14 protein-coding genes are annotated in these 17,511 nt (G+C 72.2%); 8 read left to right on the forward strand and 6 right to left on the reverse strand.

Translation table 11 applies throughout. From position 1 onward, the window contains the following. Positions 1 to 2 precede the first annotated feature (2 nt). Positions 3 to 362: an ANTAR domain-containing protein gene (locus ACS3YM_RS00355; protein WP_439938070.1), complete on the reverse strand. Its 360-nt coding sequence runs from the start codon at positions 360 to 362 to the stop codon at positions 3 to 5. A 180-nt stretch (positions 363 to 542) separates the two neighbouring features. Here ACS3YM_RS00355 and ACS3YM_RS00360 point away from each other — a divergent pair, with 180 nt between their 5' ends. Continuing rightward, positions 543 to 1,520 (forward strand): helix-turn-helix domain-containing protein, encoded by a 978-nt coding sequence (locus ACS3YM_RS00360; RefSeq protein ID WP_439938071.1) that lies wholly within the window; start codon positions 543 to 545, stop codon positions 1,518 to 1,520. Positions 1,521 to 1,657: 137 nt separating this feature from the next. After that, positions 1,658 to 2,494 (forward strand): SigB/SigF/SigG family RNA polymerase sigma factor, encoded by an 837-nt coding sequence (locus ACS3YM_RS00365; RefSeq protein WP_439938072.1) that lies wholly within the window; start codon positions 1,658 to 1,660, stop codon positions 2,492 to 2,494. Positions 2,495 to 2,519: 25 nt separating this feature from the next. Here ACS3YM_RS00365 and ACS3YM_RS00370 read toward each other — a convergent pair whose 3' ends face one another. The 3 genes from ACS3YM_RS00370 to ACS3YM_RS00380 are packed head-to-tail and all read right to left on the reverse strand — an operon-like array spanning position 2,520 to position 6,862. Continuing rightward, a complete protein-coding gene (locus ACS3YM_RS00370; RefSeq protein ID WP_439938073.1) occupies positions 2,520 to 3,959 on the reverse strand; it encodes an NAD(P)/FAD-dependent oxidoreductase in 1,440 nt (479 codons plus the stop codon). A 19-nt stretch (positions 3,960 to 3,978) separates the two neighbouring features. Next, positions 3,979 to 5,337, reverse strand: a complete 1,359-nt coding sequence (locus ACS3YM_RS00375) for an aspartate aminotransferase family protein (RefSeq protein WP_439938074.1) — start codon at positions 5,335 to 5,337, stop codon at positions 3,979 to 3,981. Beyond that, a complete protein-coding gene (locus ACS3YM_RS00380) occupies positions 5,330 to 6,862 on the reverse strand; it encodes a CoA-acylating methylmalonate-semialdehyde dehydrogenase (RefSeq protein ID WP_439938075.1) in 1,533 nt (510 codons plus the stop codon). The genes ACS3YM_RS00375 and ACS3YM_RS00380 overlap by 8 nt, the downstream gene beginning before the upstream one ends. Positions 6,863 to 6,969: 107 nt before the next feature. On the opposite strand from ACS3YM_RS00380, the gene ACS3YM_RS00385 reads away from it, so the two are divergent. The 5 genes from ACS3YM_RS00385 (at position 6,970) to ACS3YM_RS00405 (ending at position 11,773) form a co-directional block, all read left to right on the forward strand. Next, positions 6,970 to 8,610, forward strand: a complete 1,641-nt coding sequence (locus ACS3YM_RS00385) for a PucR family transcriptional regulator (RefSeq protein WP_439938076.1) — start codon at positions 6,970 to 6,972, stop codon at positions 8,608 to 8,610. A gap of 142 nt (positions 8,611 to 8,752) precedes the next feature. After that, positions 8,753 to 9,076: a cupin domain-containing protein gene (locus ACS3YM_RS00390; protein ID WP_439938077.1), complete on the forward strand. Its 324-nt coding sequence runs from the start codon at positions 8,753 to 8,755 to the stop codon at positions 9,074 to 9,076. Positions 9,077 to 9,089: 13 nt separating this feature from the next. Continuing rightward, positions 9,090 to 10,517 (forward strand): gamma-aminobutyraldehyde dehydrogenase, encoded by a 1,428-nt coding sequence (locus ACS3YM_RS00395; protein WP_439938078.1) that lies wholly within the window; start codon positions 9,090 to 9,092, stop codon positions 10,515 to 10,517. 20 nt (positions 10,518 to 10,537) lie between these two features. Then, complete coding sequence (locus ACS3YM_RS00400; RefSeq protein WP_439938079.1) at positions 10,538 to 10,927, forward strand: hypothetical protein; 390 nt, start codon at positions 10,538 to 10,540, stop codon at positions 10,925 to 10,927. 72 nt (positions 10,928 to 10,999) lie between these two features. Further along, a complete protein-coding gene (locus ACS3YM_RS00405; RefSeq protein ID WP_439938080.1) occupies positions 11,000 to 11,773 on the forward strand; it encodes a SurA N-terminal domain-containing protein in 774 nt (257 codons plus the stop codon). A 3-nt stretch (positions 11,774 to 11,776) separates the two neighbouring features. Here ACS3YM_RS00405 and ACS3YM_RS00410 read toward each other — a convergent pair whose 3' ends face one another. Beyond that, positions 11,777 to 12,139, reverse strand: coding sequence for a response regulator (locus ACS3YM_RS00410; RefSeq protein WP_439938081.1), 363 nt, complete (start codon positions 12,137 to 12,139; stop codon positions 11,777 to 11,779). 59 nt (positions 12,140 to 12,198) lie between these two features. Between ACS3YM_RS00410 and ACS3YM_RS00415 the strand changes: the two genes are divergently transcribed. After that, positions 12,199 to 14,139: an ATP-binding protein gene (locus ACS3YM_RS00415; RefSeq protein ID WP_439938082.1), complete on the forward strand. Its 1,941-nt coding sequence runs from the start codon at positions 12,199 to 12,201 to the stop codon at positions 14,137 to 14,139. Between the two features lie 124 nt (positions 14,140 to 14,263). On the opposite strand, the gene icmF is transcribed toward ACS3YM_RS00415, so the two are convergent. Next, positions 14,264 to 17,482 carry a fused isobutyryl-CoA mutase/GTPase IcmF gene (gene icmF, locus ACS3YM_RS00420; RefSeq protein ID WP_439938083.1) on the reverse strand — a complete coding sequence of 1,073 codons (3,219 nt, stop codon included), beginning with the start codon at positions 17,480 to 17,482 and terminating at the stop codon, positions 14,264 to 14,266. Positions 17,483 to 17,511 lie beyond the last annotated feature (29 nt).

Here is a 17,511-nt window from a genome sequence, read left to right on the forward strand (position 1 = left end):
TGCTACGCCTGAGGTCCCTCTGGCCACCCGGACGCCGGTAGGTGGGAGACGAACGACTCCAGCAGGGCGCGCGCCTCACCGTCGGCGGTGCCGTCGTGGGTGGCGACCAGCACGCGTGCGACGTTGCGGACCTTGGTGTTGCTGTCCTGCGAGACGCGGAGGATCGTGCGCCACGCCTGCTCGGTGCTGCAGCCGTAGCGCGCCGACAGCAGGCCGATGGCCATGCCGATGTCGCGCTGCGACTTGACGGCCTCCTGGAGGTGGCCGATCTCGTCGCGCAGCGTCTCGTCGCGCGGTGCTTCGGTGGGCGGGGCCCCGGTCGGGCGGGTCGGCTCACCAGCGGGTGTGTGTGTCCCAGACATGCGTCACCTCTCAATGACGTGAGTCCGCGGACACAGGGCGGAGCGATGATGTGGAGCGCGGTCCACTCTACAGGGTGAGTCCCACCTACCTGGGGGTGGGTTCCGCGCACGTGGACTAGAGTCAGAGGCGGCTCGAGACCAAGGGCCCACCGATGCAGACCTCCGTGAGGAGGTGTTCCAGTGCGGCACTCACGTGCACGGCGCGGATCCCCGGCCGTCTTCGACTTCGAAGGACGCGGCGCCGAGGCGCGCGACTTCCTCGACACCGCCTACGGCACGACCCTCCGGTTGACCGGCCGCCTGGGCACGGTGCGACACCACCGGGCCGACCACGGCACCTTCGCCTTCGACCACGTCACGATCGACGCTGACTTCACCTTCGACGCCGAGCCGATGCCGGCGCTGGTGGTGGTGGACGTGCTGAGGGGCGACCTCGAGTACACCCGCGGGCGCTCGACCGACCGCACCCACGACGGGGACTCCGTGCTCGCAGCCGGCTGGGACATGCCGTTCCGCGGCAGGAGCGAGGGCTACGAGATCCGCACGACCAGCCTCACGGCTCCGGTGCTCACCGCGGCGGTCGAGGACGTCGATCCCGACTACCCGTGGCAGCACATCACCTTCAGCTCCTACGTCCCCGTGTCCCCAGCCGCGGGGGCGCGGTGGCGGGCGACCGTCGACCAGCTCAGCGCGACCCGCTTCGGCCCGGACAGCGCGATGGAGCGCGAGGAGGCCTCGCGGCTGCTCGGCTACACCCTCCTGCAGACCTTCCCCAACAACGTGGTGTCCGAGGCGCGCAGGCTCGTGGTCGGTCCGGAGTCCCACGAGACGTCGCCGTCGCTGGTGCGCAACGCGGTGCGCGTGATCGAGGCGCACGCGGCGCGCGACCTCGGGCTCGTCGAGCTCGCGCAGGAGTGCGGCGTCACCAGCCGCACGCTGCAGTACGCCTTCCGCCAGCACCTCGGGTGCACCCCGTCCGACTACCTGCGCCGCGTGCGCCTCGACCTGGTGCGCCAAGCCCTGCGGGACGGCTCGGCACAGTCGGTGAGTGACGCGGCGGCCACGTTCGGGTTCTTCAACCCCGGTCGCCTGGCCTCCGACTACCGCCAGGTCTTCGACGAGAACCCTCGACAGACCTTGCAGCGTTCCGCCTCCTGACCGTGCCCGCGACCGGGTCCGACGGTTCGCATTGCGGCTGTTCCAGCGGTCTGGACCATGGCAGAATCAATGAGGCCGACTCGCTGGAGACCACGGTGAGACGCCCCCATCCCGGAAGGAGCGATCCCGTGGTCCACGTGTCGATCGTCCCTGAGCAGCAGCCCCACCAAGCACCCCCTGCCACGCTCCACCCGCACACGCCCGTCGAGGGCAAGGAGCGCGCCCGCCGCACCGACGGCATCGTCGCCGACCTGCGCGCCGTCGAGCCCGAGTCGTGGCACTCGCGCGACCTGACCGCACGCCTCATCGAGACCAACGCGGGCGTGGCCCGGTCCATGGCCAGTCGTTACCGCAACCGGGGCATCGACCTCGACGACCTCGAGCAGGTCGCCCTGCTGGGCCTCACCAAGGCAGCCCAGCGCTTCGACCCGAGCGCCGGGCACGACTTCCTGTCCTACGCCGTTCCGACCATCCGCGGCGAGCTGCGCCGGCACTTCCGCGACTCGGGCTGGATGGTGCGCCCGCCACGTCGGGTGCAGGACCTCCAGTCGCGCATCGCCCGCGCCCAGGAAGAGCTGGAGCTCGAGCTCGGCCGGTCTCCGCGCCCCAGCGAGGTCGCGAGCCACCTCGGCGTGGAGCTGGACGACGTGATCGAGGCGTTGGCGGCGGACGGGTGCTTCACCCCCACCTCGCTCGACGGCCCCGTCGGTGACGGAGGCTCCAGCCTCGGCGACCTCCTCGGGGCGGACGACCGCGCGATCGAGTCGGCCGAGGCCCGGGTGATGCTCGCTCCCGTGCTGCGCCGTCTGTCGGCACGCGACCAGCGCATCGTGCAGCTCCGCTTCGTCGAGGAGCGCACCCAGCAGGAGATCGCCGAGGCGATCGGACTCACGCAGGCCCAGGTGTCGCGGGTGCTGACCCGCATCCTCGACCAACTGCGCTCCGGGCTGGCCGAGCCGCTCCCGGCCGCCTGAGCCGGCGTTACAGCAGGGCGGGCGGTCAGGAGTCGAAGCCCAGGCCGGCGGCGTCGAGCGCCCTGAGGAACAGGTTGCGCCTGCCCTCCCGGTGGTCCGCCCGGTCCAGCGACCACCGGGTCAGCTCGACGCCGAGACTGGCGAGCGGCTCGGGCGGGAAGGGCAGCGGTTGCTCGCGCACCATGCGCAGCGCGGTGCGCTCGGTCGGCCGGCCCGCCAGCAGGTCGAGCAGCACCTCGCCCGCGAACCGGGTCGCGCCCACGCCCAATCCGGTGAAGCCGGCGGCGTGCGCCACCCGCCCGCCGTGGCTGAGGCCGTAGAACGCGGTGAACTGGGTGCACGTGTCGATCACGCCGGCCCAGCGGTGGCTGAAGCGGACGTCCTCGAGCTGGGGGAAGGTCGCGAGGAAGTGCGAGGCGAGGCGCGCGTGGCTCGCGGGGCGGTCCTCGTGCCGGACCGCGATCCGGCTGCCCGGCGGGTGGATGGCGTCGTACCCACCCCAGAGGATCCGTCCGTCCCGCGTGAGGCGGGAGTAGTGGAACTGGTTGGCCAGGTCGCCCAGCCCCTGGCGACCCTGCCAGCCGATGGCCGCGCGCTGCTCCGACGTGAGCGGCTCCGTCATCAGGACGTAGTCGTAGACCGGCACCGTCATCAGCCGGTTGCGGCGCAGCAGCGGCCTGAAGGCGTTGGTCGCGAGGACGACGTGGTCGGCGGTCAGCACCGCCCGCGCGGTGTGCACCTCGATCCGGGAGTGGCCGGCGCCCGACGACGTACGACGCAGCGCGGTGGCGGCCGAGTGCTCGTGGACCTCGACGCCCAGCTCGACGGCCACCCGGGCGAGCTCCAGCGCCAGCCGGGCCGGGTGGACGAGCGCCGACTCGTCGCGCTCGAGCGCTCCGGCGAGGAACAGCGGGCTGTCGATCTCGGCGCGGACCTGGTCGCGGTCCAGGAAGCGTGTGCCGGGCCGGGAGTGCTCGTCGCGGAGCCAGTCGACCTGGTGCTCCTCGACGGCCACGGCGATCGTGCCGGTGCGCTCCCACTCGCAGTCCAGGCCGAGGTCGCGCACGTCGGCCTCGAAGGCGTCGAGGTTGTCGCGGCCGAGGCGGCGCAGGACGTCGTGCTCGTCGGGCCAGCGCGACCGCCCGTTGTCCTCGCCGTGGGTCAGTGACGCCTCGCAGAACCCTCCGTTGCGACCCGAGGCCGCCCAGCCGACGGTCTGCGCCTCCAGCAGCACGACCCGGCGTCCGGGGTCGCGCCGCTTGGCGTGGACGGCCGTCCAGAGGCCGAGGTAGCCGCCGCCGACGATCGCGAGGTCCGTGCGCGTCGACGCGGTGAGCTCGGGGTGGCGCGCCCCTGCGCCGGCGTCGTCGAGCCAGAAGACCGCCTGCTCGCTGCCGGCGAGCGAGCGCGCCACCACCCGCGGGTCGGGAGCGTGCCGCTCGTAGGCGGTGCGGTGGGCGGGCACGGTGTCGGTCGCGGGAGTGTCAGCCGGCGGCCGCGGTCAGGGCGGCGTCGAGGAGCGCCAGACCCTCGCGGGCCTCGTCGTCGGTGGTGGTCAGCGGCGGGACGACGTGGATCCGGTTGTAGTTGGAGAACGGCAGCAGACCGCGCTCCTGGCATCCCTTCACGATCGCGGCCATCTCCGGGCTGGAGCCGCCGTAGGGCGCGAGGGGCTCGCGGGTGGTCCGGTCCCTGACCAGCTCGACGGCCCAGAACGCGCCGGTGCCGCGGACCTCGCCGATCCAGTCGTGCTTCTCCGCGAGCGCCCGGAGGCCGGGGCCGAGCACGTCGGTGCCGAGCCGGTCGGCACGACCGACGACGTCGTCGTCCTCCATCGTGCGGATCGTCGCGACCGCGGCTGCGCAGGCGAGCGGGTGACCGGAGTAGGTGAGGCCGCCGGGGTAGGTGCGATGCGCGAAGGTCGCGTGGATGGCGTCGCTGATGGCGACGCCACCGAGCGGGACGTAGCCGGAGTTCACGCCCTTGGCGAAGGTGAGCAGGTCGGGGGTCACCCCGCCGTGCTCGACGGCGAACCAGCGCCCGGAGCGGCCGAAGCCCGACATCACCTCGTCCGCGATCAGCACGATGCCGTAGCGGTCGCAGATCTCGCGGACGCCGGCGAGGTAGCCCGGTGGCGGGACCATGATCCCCGCGGTGCCGGGGATGGCCTCGAGCACGATCGCCGCGATCGTCCCCGGGCCCTCGAGCGCGACCACCTGCTCGAGGTGCTCGAGCGCGCGCTGGCACTCCTCCTGCTCGGTGGTCGCGTGGAAGGCGCTGCGGTAGAGGAACGGGCCGAAGAAGTGGACCGTGCCCGTCGAGCCGTGGTCGCTGGCCCAGCGCCTCGGGTCACCGGTCATGTTGACCGCGAGGTGCGTGCCGCCGTGGTAGCTGCGATACGTGGTGAGCACCTTGTGCCGGCCGGTGTGCAGCCGCGCCATGCGTACGGCGTGCTCGTTGGCGTCGGCGCCCCCGTTGGTGAAGAAGACGTGGTCGAGGTCGCCGGGGGTGTGCGAGGCGATCAGCCGGGCGGCCTCGGAACGGGTGCCGTTGGCGAACGCCGGGGCCACCGTGGTCAGGTGCCCGGCCTGCTCCTGGATCGCCGCGACGATGCGCGGGTGCTGGTGGCCGAGGTTGGTGAAGACCAGCTGGGAGCTGAAGTCGAGGTAGCGGCGGCCCTCGCCGTCCCAGACGTGGCTGCCCTCGGCCCTCGTGATGACCATCGGGTCGATCTCGGCCTGGGCCGACCAGGAGTGGAAGACGTGCGCGCGGTCGAGCGCGTGGGCCCGCTCGGCGTCGTACGTGCTCGCGAGGTCGCTGGTGGTGGAGAGGACGTCAGTCATTGCGCGGGAACCCCAGCTCGAGGCCGCCCTCGGGGCGGTTGGCAGGGTCGATCCACCGGGTGGTGACGACCTTGCCGCGGGTGAAGAAGTGGACGCCCTCGGTGCCGTGGGCGTGGGTGTCGCCGAAGAGCGAGCGCTTCCAGCCGCCGAAGGAGTAGTAGGCGACCGGCACCGGGACCGGGACGTTGACGCCGATCATGCCGACCGTCACGTCCGACTCGAAGCGGCGGGCCGCGCCGCCGTCGTTGGTGAAGATCGCTGTGCCGTTGCCGTACTCGTTGGCGTTGACCAGCGCGACGGCCTCCTCGTAGGACTTCACCCGGACCACCGAGAGGACCGGTCCGAAGATCTCCTCACGGTAGATGTCCATGTCGGGAGTGACGTCGTCGAAGAGCGTCGGGCCGAGCCAGAAGCCCTCATCCCCGCCTCGGGCGCTGACGTCGCGGCCGTCGACGACGACCTTGGCGCCGGCGGCCTCACCGGAGTCGATGAAGGAGCTGACCCGGTCGCGGTGCGCCTTCGTGACGAGCGGACCCATGTCCGCCTCCTTCTGCTCCCCGGTCGCCTCGCGGCCGCCGTCACCGATCAGGAGCGTGCGGGTGCGGTCGGCGATCCGCGCGACCAGCTCGTCGCCGACCGGGTCGACCGCGACGAGCACGCTGATCGCCATGCAGCGCTCGCCTGCGCTGCCGTAGCCGGCGTTGACCGCCGAGTCCGCGGCGAGGTCGAGGTCGGCGTCGGGCAGGACGACCATGTGGTTCTTGGCGCCGCCGAGCGCCTGGACGCGCTTGCCGTGCCGGCTCGCGGTCTCGTAGACGTGCTCCGCGATCGGGGTCGAGCCGACGAAGCTGATCGCCTGCACGTCGGGGCTGGTGAGCAGCGCGTCGACCGCGGTCTTGTCGCCGTGCAGGACGTTGAAGACCCCGTCGGGGAGGCCGGCCTCCTGCCACAGCGCCGCCAGCCAGTTGGCGGCGCTCGGGTCCTTCTCGCTGGGCTTGAGGACCACGGCGTTCCCGGCCGCGATCGCGATGGGGAAGAACCACATCGGCACCATGGCCGGGAAGTTGAAGGGGCTGATGATGCCGACCACGCCCAGCGGCACCCGCTTGGAGTGCACGTCGACGCCGGTCGAGGCCTCCTCGCTGTGCCCGCCCTTGAGCAGGTGGGAGATGCCGCACGCGAACTCCACGACCTCCAGGCCGCGCGAGATCTCGCCCATCGCGTCCGAGTGCACCTTGCCGTGCTCGGAGGTGATGATCGCGGCGAGTTCCTCCTTGCGGCTGTTGAGCAGCTCGCGGAAGGCGAAGAGCACCTGCGTGCGCCGCGCCAGCGACGTGGTGCCCCAGCCCTTGGCCGCGCGGGCCGCGCTCGCGATGACGTGGCTGGCGTCGGCCTCGCTGGCGAGCGCGACGCGGCCGGTCACCCGGCCGGTGGCGGGGTTGGTCACCTCGCCCCAGCCGGTGGGGGAACCGGTCAGCGCGGCGCCGTCGACCCAGTGCACGATGTCTGGCAGGTCTGTGGTCATGGTCGCCATCCTTGCTCGTCGTACGACGCGCGCGCGGGTGTCGGAACGTAGGCTTTCGGGCCCCGGTCCGGACAATCCGTCGCCCGCTCCGCGCGTAGGCTGCGCGCATGGCCGACGTGACGCCGGGTGTGACGCTCCGGGAGGCACTGGGCCTGCCCACCTTCCGCCGGGCGGCTCCTGAGGTCGTCGCCGGTCGGGCGGGCCTGGACCAGCCGATCCGCTGGGTGCACGCGACCGAGCGGCTCGACGTCGGCCAGCTCCTGCGGGCAGGCGACCTGCTGCTCACCATGGGTACCGGCCTCCCGGCCGACGACGACGGCGCGGGCCTGGCGGCCTTCGTCGACGAGCTGGTCGACGTCGGCAGCGCGGGGATCGTGGTGGAGCTCGGCCGCCGGTGGGAGCAGGCCCTCCCCGACGCCCTCGTCGAGGCCTGTGAGCGGCACGGGCTCCCGCTGGTCGTGCTGGGCCAGGAGACCCGGTTCGCCGCGCTCGCCCAGGAGATCGGCGAGCGGGTCGTCGACCAGCAGCTCACCGAGCTGCGCGAGGCCCAGCGGGTCCACGAGACCTTCACCGAGCTGTCCAACAGCGCGGCCGGTCCGGTCGAGATCCTCCAGGCGGTGCAACGGCTGGCCGCCGGTCCTGTCGTCGTGGAGAACGCGCAGCACCGTCCCCTCGACTACTTCGCCGGCCCCGACGACGCGGGGTCCGATGCTGGTGGCTTCCTCGACGGCTGGCCGGCCCGGTCACGGCGCGTCGAGGTCGCCGGCCGCACCGGCTGGGACGCGGCCAACGGCTGGCTGGTCACCCGCCTCGGCACCGCCGAGCACACCTGGGGCCGGCTGGTGATCGGCTCGCCCGACGCCCCTTCGCAGCGCCTGGTCGCCGTCGCCGAGCGGGCCGCGGCGGCGCTCGCCCTGCACCGCCTGCACGACCGCGACCGCGGCACGCTGATGCGGCGTACGCACCTCGAGCTGCTCACCGGGCTGGCCGAGGACCCCGACTCCGACGACGTGCACCGCCGCTGCGAGCTGGCCGGCTTCCCCACCCGTCGGCGTACCTTCGTCGGCCTGGTCGTGCGCCCGCGGGTCGGGACCTCCCCGCCCGTCGACCTCGACGAGGTGGCCGCCACGGTGGTGCGCGCCGCCCACGGGCTGCGGTTGCCGGCGCTGGTCTGCGAGGTCGAGCGCGACCTGCGGGTGCTCGTCTCGGCGGCTCCCTCGGCGGACGCGGACGACCTGGTCGACCGGGTCGCGGCGCGGGTGCTCGCACACCACGACGTCGTGCTGGCGGCCGGACGGGCGGTGGCCGACCGGTCCGGGATCGCACGGTCCGTCACGGAGGCCGGGCAGGTCGCCGACGCGGCTCCGCAGGTCCGTCGCGAGCAGGACCCGGTCGTGCACCGTCTCGCCGACCTGCACCTGCGCGGGCTGCTCGCGCTCCTCGGCGACGACGACCGCGTGCGGCTGTTCGCCGCCCGCGAGCTCGAGCCGCTGCGCCGGCACGACAGCGCGGACTCCTCGCGCACGGACCTGCTCGCCGCCCTGCGGGCACTGGTGCTCCACCCGCGCAGCAAGACCGAGGCCGCGGCGAGCCTGCACCTCTCGCGCGCGGCCTTCTACGACCGGCTGGCGCGGATCGAGGCGATCCTCGACGCCGACCTCGACGACCCCGACGTACGCGTCTCGCTCCACGTCGCCCTGCTCGCAGACGAGCTCTTCAGCGATCCCCGGCTGACCGGGGATCACTGAAGATGTCGGCCCTTGCAAGGCCTGACGAGCTCAGGAACAGCCTGACGAGTCGGGCGCCGGTCCGCCGGATCGTCCGACCGGATGAGAACTACCGACAGATCGTCGGCCTGCCTCGGTCGGGCAGGTGGGGACGATGCTGGACATGAACCGCGTGCTGGACGTCGCCACCACCGTGCCGACCACCCCGCTCGACCCCGGCACCGTCATGGACGGGGCACCGGAGACCGGCTCGCGGGCGCTCGCCGCCGTGGCCGGGGTCGAGGTCGGCGTGTGGGAGATGACGCCCGGCACGGCGACCGACGTCGAGGTCGACGAGGTGTTCGTCGTGCTGTCCGGCTCGGGCACAGTGTCCTTCGACGACGGCGAGCGGGTCCACCTCGGACCGGGAAGCGTCGTACGCCTGCGGGCTGGCGAGCGCACCACCTGGGTCGTCCACGAGACCCTGCGCAAGATCTACGTCGCCTGAGAGGCTGGTCACCATGACCGACACGATCCGCAACTTCGTCGACGGCGAGCTCGTCGAGTCGGCGACCACGGACTTCATCGACCTCGTCGACCCGGTGACCGGGGAGCTCGACGGCCGGTCACCGGTCTCGCTGCCCGAGGAGGTCGACCGGGCGTACGCCGCCGCCGAGCGTGCGTCGGAGTCGTGGAAGCGGCTCACGCCCGGGCGCCGCCAGGCGCTGCTGCTCGACCTCGCGACCGCGGTGGCCGAGCGCCGCGACGAGATCAGCGAGGTGCAGGCCCGCGACACCGGCCAGCCGGTGCGCCTCATCGCCAGCGAGGAGGTCGACCAGGGCGTCGACCAGCTCCGCTTCTTCGCGGGTGCCGCGCGGCTGCTCGAGGGGAAGTCGGCGGGGGAGTACCTCGAGGGGCACACCTCGAGCATCCGTCGCGAGCCGATCGGCGTGGTCGGGCAGGTGACGCCGTGGAACTACCCCTTCGCGATGGCGATCTGGAAGATCGCGCCGGCGCTCGCCGCCGGCAACACGATCGTGCTCAAGCCGAGCGACACCACCCCCCGCTCGACCGTGCTGCTCGCCGAGATCGCCGGCGAGATCCTGCCGCCCGGCGTCCTCAACGTGGTCAACGGTGACGCCACGACCGGGCGCCACCTCGTCGAGCACCCGACGCCGGGGCTGGTCGCGATCACCGGCTCGGTGCGCGCCGGCATCGAGGTCGCCACCTCCGCGGCGAAGAACCTCAAGCGCGCCCACCTCGAGCTCGGCGGCAAGGCGCCGGTGGTCGTCATGCCCGACACCGACCTGCCGCGCGCGGCCGAGTTGATCGCCGCGGCCGCCTACTTCAACGCCGGCCAGGACTGCACGGCCGCCACCCGCGTGATCGTGCACGACACCGTCCACGACGAGCTCGTCGACCTGCTGGTCAAGGAGGCCGAGGGCACCCGGCCCGGCCCTCCGTCGGACACCGAGGCCGACTACGGCCCGCTCAACAACGCCCACCACCTCGCCAAGGTGACGGCGTTCCTCACCGACCTCCCGGACCACGCGGCGGTCCGCACCGGTGGCACCCGCCACGGGGACGCGGGGTTCTTCTTCGCGCCCACCGTCGTGACCGGCGTACGCCAGGACGACCGGATCGTGCAGGAGGAGGTCTTCGGCCCGGTGCTGACCGTCCAGTCCTTCACCGACGAGGCCGAGGCGGTGCGGATGGCCAACGGTGTGCCCTACGGCCTGGCCGCCAGCGTCTGGACCCGCGACCACGGCACGGCCGACCGGCTGACCCGCGAGCTCGACTTCGGGTGCGTGTGGGTCAACACCCACATCCCGTTCGTCTCCGAGATGCCGCACGGCGGCTTCGGCCACTCGGGCTACGGCAAGGACCTGTCGGGCTACGGCTTCGACGACTACACGCGCATCAAGCACGTGATGACCGCGCACTACTGACGTTCGGGCATGCTGGCCGCATGCGCTTCACCGAGCACGAGCTGACCGTCGCCGTCACGGCCGCCGCCAAGATCGTGGCCGCAGGCAAGGTACGGCGCCGGGCCAGGGGCGAGGACGCGTGGGAGGCGATGAGCAAGATCGACCGCTACCACCTCCTCGAGGCCGTCGGCAGCCAGGTGCTCCCGGTGATGATCGCGTTGCCCGACGTCGAGGTGCAGCCGGGCACCCGGCCGAGCTTCACCGACGCGCAGATCGCCGCCGCGGTCGAGGAGACGCTCGGCGACACGGGGCTGGGCCGGGTGCGGCACAAGGTGGCGGTGGCCGCCCGCCTCACGCTCGTGCGTACGGCGCTCGCGCAGCTGCCCGTGCGCCAGGACCCCGACGCGCTCATCGTGCCCGACAGCCTCTGAGTCCGGCCGCCTGAGGAACCTGAGGAGCGCGCTCAGGTTCGGTCCGTACCGTCGACGGCGATGACTCACACGATGCGCAGCAAGCGAACCCGTACCGTCCTCGGCCTCGTCGCCGCAGGGGCGATGCTCACCCTCTCCGCGTGCGGTGGGGGCGACAGCGACTCCGCCGACGCCGGCAAGGAGGCGTCCGCCAGCGACTCCCCGAGTGCGAGCGCGGACGCGTCGCAGGGTGCCGAGCCCGACCTCGAGGGGATCCCCGACGTGGTCGCCGAGGTCAACGGCGAGGAGGTCACCAAGGAGGAGTTCGTCCCGGTCTACGAGTCGCAGCTCCAGCAGGCGGCGATGCAGTCGCAGATGAGCGGCCAGGCCCCCGACGAGGAGGCTCTCAAGAAGCAGACCGTGGACAACCTCGTCGACACCGAGCTCCTGACGCAGGAGGCGGAGTCGCGCGGGATCGAGGTGAGTGACGAGGACGTCGACGCCGAGCTCACCGACCTGGCGAAGCAGAACCAGATGGGCTCGGCCGAGGAGCTGCTGGAGGCGGTGGCCAAGAACGGGCTGACCGAGGAGCAGGCCCGCGCGCAGGTCGAGACCCAGGTCCTCGTCGAGCAGCTGGTCGCCGACGAGGACGGCGACGCCGAGCCGACCGACAAGGAGCTGCGCGCGCTCTACGCCCAGGCCAAGCAGCAGCAGGCGCAGTCGGGCCAGAAGGGCCAGAAGATCCCGCCCTTCGCCCAGGTGCGCTCGCAGCTCGCGGAGCAGGCCAAGGCCGAGCAGGTCGGCAAGGTCGCCCAGGCCCTCGTCGACGACCTCCGCAAGGACGCGGACATCACGATCAACCTGTGAACATCAGGGGGCGGTGGGCTCCAGCAGCGTGTCCACCGCCGCCAGGAACTCCGTGCGGTTGAAGGGCTTGGGGAGGAAGGCCGCGTGCTCGTGGGCGACCTCCAGGTCGCCCGACATGAGCAGGACCTTGGTCGCCGGGCTGGTGCGGCGCAGCTCTTCGGCCACCGCGAGGCCGGTCATCTGGGGCATGTGGTGGTCGAGGACGACGAGGTCGAAGTCCTGCTCGGCCGTCCGCGCGAGCACCTCGGCGCCGTCGCCGGCGATCGTGACGTCGTGCCCGGCACGCTCCAGCACGTGGCCGATGAAGTCGCGGATGTCGGGCTCGTCGTCCGCGACGAGAGTGCGCAGGGGCACGGACGGGGCCATGGGGTGAGTCTGGCCCGGAACGCGCGCGGGCGCGAGCCGGGGATCGTAGGGTTCCTCCCATGAAGGGCGTGGGTTTCGCGCTGGCATACGCGCTGCTCACGCTGGTGGGTCGTGCAACGGCCGGGGACGGTCAGATCGTCAGCCTGGTCTGGCCGGCGTCGGGCGTGGCCGTCCTGTGGCTCCTCGCGGAGCCACCGCGCCGCGCCCCGTGGGTCCTCGCGCCGTTGATGGCCGTGCACGCGGTCATGGTCTTCGCGACCGGGGTCTCGCCCGTGCTGGCGTTCTTCGGCTCGTTGTCGGTCACCGTCCAGACGGCCGTGATCGGGCTGCTCGTGCGCCGCTGGTGCCCGACGCTCCTCGGCGCGGGCGGCACCGCCAGTCTCCGCTCGCCCCGCAACCTGGTGGCGACCGGCGCGGCCGCGGCGGCCGGCTGTGCGATCGGAGGGCTGATCGGCCCGGTCGGGCTGTGGCTCGACGGGGAACCGGTGACCTATGTGACCGCGGTGGCCTGGTTCGCCCGCCACGTGGCGGGGGTGCTGACGGTCGGCGCGGTCGGCCACCTGGCCTGGGAGTGGCGTACGCAGCCCGTCCCCGCGCGGGTCCGTGGCGGGAGCAGCGCGGAGTTCGTGCTGCTGTCGCTCGGCTCGATCGCGGTCACGATCGTGCTGTTCCTCCAGCCCTACCCGCTGGTCTTCCTCGTGATCGCGCTGGCTGTGTGGTCGGCCGCCCGCTTCCGCACCTTCCCGGCGTCGGTCCTGTGCCTGGTGCTCGGTGCCGTCGCGCTGACGCTCACCCTCGCCGGCCACGGCCCCTTCGCCCGCCTCGACGACCCGGTCGCCGAGGCCCTCGTCTCGCAGCTCTTCATGGTCTCGGTGATGCTCACCGGGCTGGGCGTGGGGGCGCTGGGGGACCGGATCGACGAGCTGTTCACCACCGCGACGCGCGCCCGCGAGCAGGCAGCCCTGCAGGCCGAGCTGCTCGGCGAGATGACGGAGAGCATGGGCGAGGGCCTCGTGGTGCTCGGCACGCAGGGGCAGGTCGAGCGCAGCAACGGGGCGAGCCGCCGGCTCGCGCACCGGGTCAGCCCGGGAGCCGAGGACGCCGACGCACTGGCCGAGCTCGTGGAGCTGCTGCTCGACCCGGCCCCCGAGAACAGCGGGGCCGCCCGAGCCGAGCTGGGTGTCGGCGACGTGGTCGTCCCGCTGCCCAACGGCGAGGAGATCGTGCTCGCCGTCTCCCGGGCGCCCCTGTCCGTCCGGGCCGACGCCGGCGGACGTACGGGCGTGCTGCTGGTGCTGCGGGAGGTCACCGAGCACCGCTCCGGCCTCCGCCCCCTCGCCGACTTCGCCTCGACAGCCGCCCACGACCTGCGCGGACCCCTGTCGGCCATCCGGTCGTGGCTCTCCCTCGCGGTCGAGGACGTCGAGCCCGCCTCCGATGCGCTGATGCCGATGCGTCGCGCCGAGCGGGCCGCCGAGCAGATGGCGGACCTGATCGACGACCTCCTCGAGCACGCCCTGGCCGAGTCGGGCGACCTCGCTGCCCGCGACGTCCCGCTGGGCGGGCCCGACGGGGTGCTCGCCCAGGTCGGCGCCCTGCTGGGCCCCGACGACCTACTCGAGGTGCTCGACGGGGCGCCCTCGGTGCACGCGGACCCGGTGGCCCTGCGCCAGCTGTTCGGCAACCTGGTCGGCAACGCCGTCAAGTACGCCAAGCCCGGACAGCACGCCACCATCCGGGTGCGCGCCCAGCAGCAGGGGGCGCGGGTGGTGGTCGAGGTCGAGGACAGCGGCGTCGGTGTCGATGACGCCGACCGCGCCCTCATCTTCCAGCGCTTCCACCGCAGCGGAGCCGTGCGCGCGCACTTCCGCGGCACCGGGATGGGCCTGTCGATCTGCCAGTCGATCGTGCAGCGGCACGGCGGGACGATCGAGTGCGTCGCCACCGCGCCCGGGACCGGGTCGGTGTTCCGCTTCGACCTCCCGGCCGCCGAGGACTGAGTCGCCCTGGGTTGCGATCCCCGGGTACCCGGGGAAGCTGGAGCCTCCAGTGCGAAGTTTCGGGGGTGAGGCTCCAGCTTGGGGGGTTATCCGGGGATCGCGACGAGCGGCGGCCACAGGGGGGTCAGACGTTGCGGCGGTACTGGCCGCCGACCTCGAAGAACGCCTCGGTGACCTGCTGGAGCGAGCACACGCGGGCGGCGTCCATCAGGACGGCGAAGACGTTGTCGCCAGAGATCGCGGCGTCCTTGAGCCGGGCCAGGGCCTCCTGGGCCTCGGCGCCGTGCTCGGCCTGGAAGGCGCGCACGCGCGAGAGCTGCGACTCCTTCTCGGCGTCGGTCGCGCGGGCGAGCTCGATCTCCTTGGGCTGGGCGTCCGCCGCCGACTCCTTGACGAAGGTGTTGACCCCGATGATCGGCAGCGAGCCGTCGTGCTTGCGGTGCTCGTAGAGCATCGACTCGTCCTGGATCCGGCCCCGCTGGTAGCCGGTCTCCATCGCGCCCAGCACGCCGCCGCGCTCGTTGATCGAGTCGAACTCGGCGAGCACGGCCTTCTCGACCAGGTCGGTGAGGTCGTCGATGATGAAGGAGCCCTGGAGCGGGTTCTCGTTCATCGCCAGGCCCCACTCGCGGTTGATGATCAGCTGGATCGCCAGCGCGCGGCGTACGGAGTCCTCCGTCGGGGTCGTGACCGCCTCGTCGTAGGCGTTGGTGTGCAGGCTGTTGGCGTTGTCGTAGATCGCGATGAGCGCCTGCAGCGTGGTGCGGATGTCGTTGAAGTCCATCTCCTGCGCGTGCAGCGACCGGCCGCTCGTCTGGACGTGGTACTTCAGCTTCTGCGAGCGCTCCGAGGCGCCGTACTTCTCCTTCATCGTGACCGCCCAGATGCGACGGGCGACCCGGCCGAGCACGCTGTACTCGGGGTCCATGCCGTTGGAGAAGAAGAACGACAGGTTCGGCGCGAAGTCGTCGATCTTCATGCCGCGCGCGAGGTAGGCCTCGACGTAGGTGAAGCCGTTGGCGAGGGTGAAGGCCAGCTGGCTGATGGGGTTCGCCCCGGCCTCGGCGATGTGGTAGCCGGAGATCGACACCGAGTAGAAGTTGCGCACCTGGTGGGCGATGAACCACTCCTGGATGTCGGCCATCATCCGCAGCGAGAACTCGGTGGAGAACAGGCAGGTGTTCTGGCCCTGGTCCTCCTTGAGGATGTCGGCCTGCACGGTGCCGCGGACGTTGGCGAGGGCGTACGCCGCGAGGGTGGCGCGCTCCTCCTCGGACGGCTCGCGGCCCTCCTTCTCGCGGAAGGCGTCGACCTGCTGGTCGATGGCGGTGTTGAGGAAGAACGCCAGCACGGTGGGGGCCGGGCCGTTGATCGTCATGCTCACGGAGGTCGTGGGCGAGACGAGGTCGAAGCCGTCGTACAGCGCCTTCATGTCGTCGAGCGTCGCCACGCTCACGCCCGAGGTGCCGACCTTGCCGTAGACGTCGGGGCGCGGGTCGGGGTCGCGGCCGTAGAGGGTGACGGAGTCGAAGGCGGTCGAGAGGCGGGTCGCGTCGTTGCCCTGCGACAGGATCTTGAAGCGACGGTTGGTGCGGGCCGGGTCGCCCTCGCCGGCGAACATCCGGGCCGGGTCCTCGTTGTCGCGCTTGAACGGGAAGACGCCGGCGGTGAAGGGGAAGTAGCCGGGCAGGTTCTCGTTGCGCCAGAAGCGCACCAGCTCGCCGTGGTCGGCGAAGCGCGGCAGCGCCACCCGCGGGATCTTGTTGCCGCTCAGCGACTCCTTGGTGAGCTTCGTGTGGATCTCCTTGTCGCGCACCACCACGACCTGCTCGTCGCCGGAGTAGGACTCGACGACGGCCGGCCACGCGGCGATCTGGTCGGCGACCTCGTGCGGCACGGTCTTGCGGGCGTCGTCGAGGAGCCGCTCGACGTCGGCGCTCCCCTCCAGCTCGGCCGCGACGGCCTCGATCCGCTGCAGCCGGCGCGCCGCCTCGGCCAGCTCGGACGTACGCGCGTGGTAGCCGCGGACCGTCTCGGTGATCTCGCTCAGGTAGCGCACCCGGTCGGCCGGGACGACCTGCCGGATGCCGGAGGAGTGGCGCACGTCGACGTGCGGCAGCGTGCCCTCGGTGACCTCGAGCCCGGCGTCGGCGAGCTCGCCGCGCAGGTGCTGGTAGAGCGCGGTGACGCCGTCGTCGTTGAAGGTCGCGGCACTGGTGCCGAAGACCGGCATGTCACTGGGCTGCTTGCCGAAGGCGTTGCGGTTGCGGACCAGCTGGCGGCCCACGTCGCGCAGCGCGTCCTTGGCGCCGCGGCGCTCGAACTTGTTGATCGCGACGGTGTCAGCGAAGTCGAGCATGTCGATCTTCTCCAGCTGCGAGGCGGCGCCGAACTCCGGCGTCATGACGTAGAGCGAGTGGTCGACCAGGGGCACGATGCCGGCGTCGCCCTGCCCGATTCCGGGCGTCTCGACGATGACGAGGTCGTGGCCGGCGGCCTTCATCACGTCGATGACGTCGGCCAGGTGGTCGGGCACCTCGTGGGCGCCGCGGGTGGCGAGCGAGCGGAAGAAGACCCGGTCGCCGTCGAGGGCGTTGGCGCGGATGCGGTCCCCGAGCAGGGCGCCGCCGCCCTTGCGGCGGGTCGGGTCGACCGCGATGACGGCGATCCGGAGCTTGTCCTGCTGGTCGGTGCGGAAGCGGCGCACGATCTCGTCGGTCAGCGACGACTTGCCCGAGCCGCCGGTGCCGGTGATGCCGAGCACCGGCACGACGCGGCGCCGGGCTGCCGCGCGGAGCTCGGTCAGCATCGCCTCGTCGAGGCGGCCGTCCTCGGCGCCGGTGATCGCGCGGGCGACGGCGAAGCGGTCGCCGGTGAGCACCTGCTCGACGGTGACGGCCTGGTCGGCCCAGAGGTCGATGTCGCAGTCGGCGACGACGGAGTTGATCATCCCGACGAGGCCCATCTTCTGGCCGTCCTCGGGGGAGAAGATCGTCACGCCCGACGCGCGCAGACGCGTGATCTCCGACGGCACGATCACGCCGCCGCCACCGCCGACGACCTTGACGTGGCCGGCACCGGCCGCGCGCAGCGACTCGACGAGGTACTCGAAGTACTCCACGTGCCCGCCCTGGTAGGACGACACGGCGACGCCCTGCACGTCCTCCTCCAGCGCGGCGTCGACGACCTCCTGCACGGAGCGGTTGTGCCCGAGGTGGATGACCTCGCAGCCCTGGCTCATGAAGATCCGCCGCATGATGTTGATCGACGCGTCGTGGCCGTCGAACAGGCTCGAGGCGGTGACGAGGCGGATCGGGTGCGTGGGGGTGTGCAGGTCGGCCATGGGGAGATAGTAGGACATCCAACTAATTA

Source organism: Nocardioides sp. N13(2025) (genome assembly GCF_051912545.1).
GTDB lineage: Bacteria > Actinomycetota > Actinomycetes > Propionibacteriales > Nocardioidaceae > Nocardioides.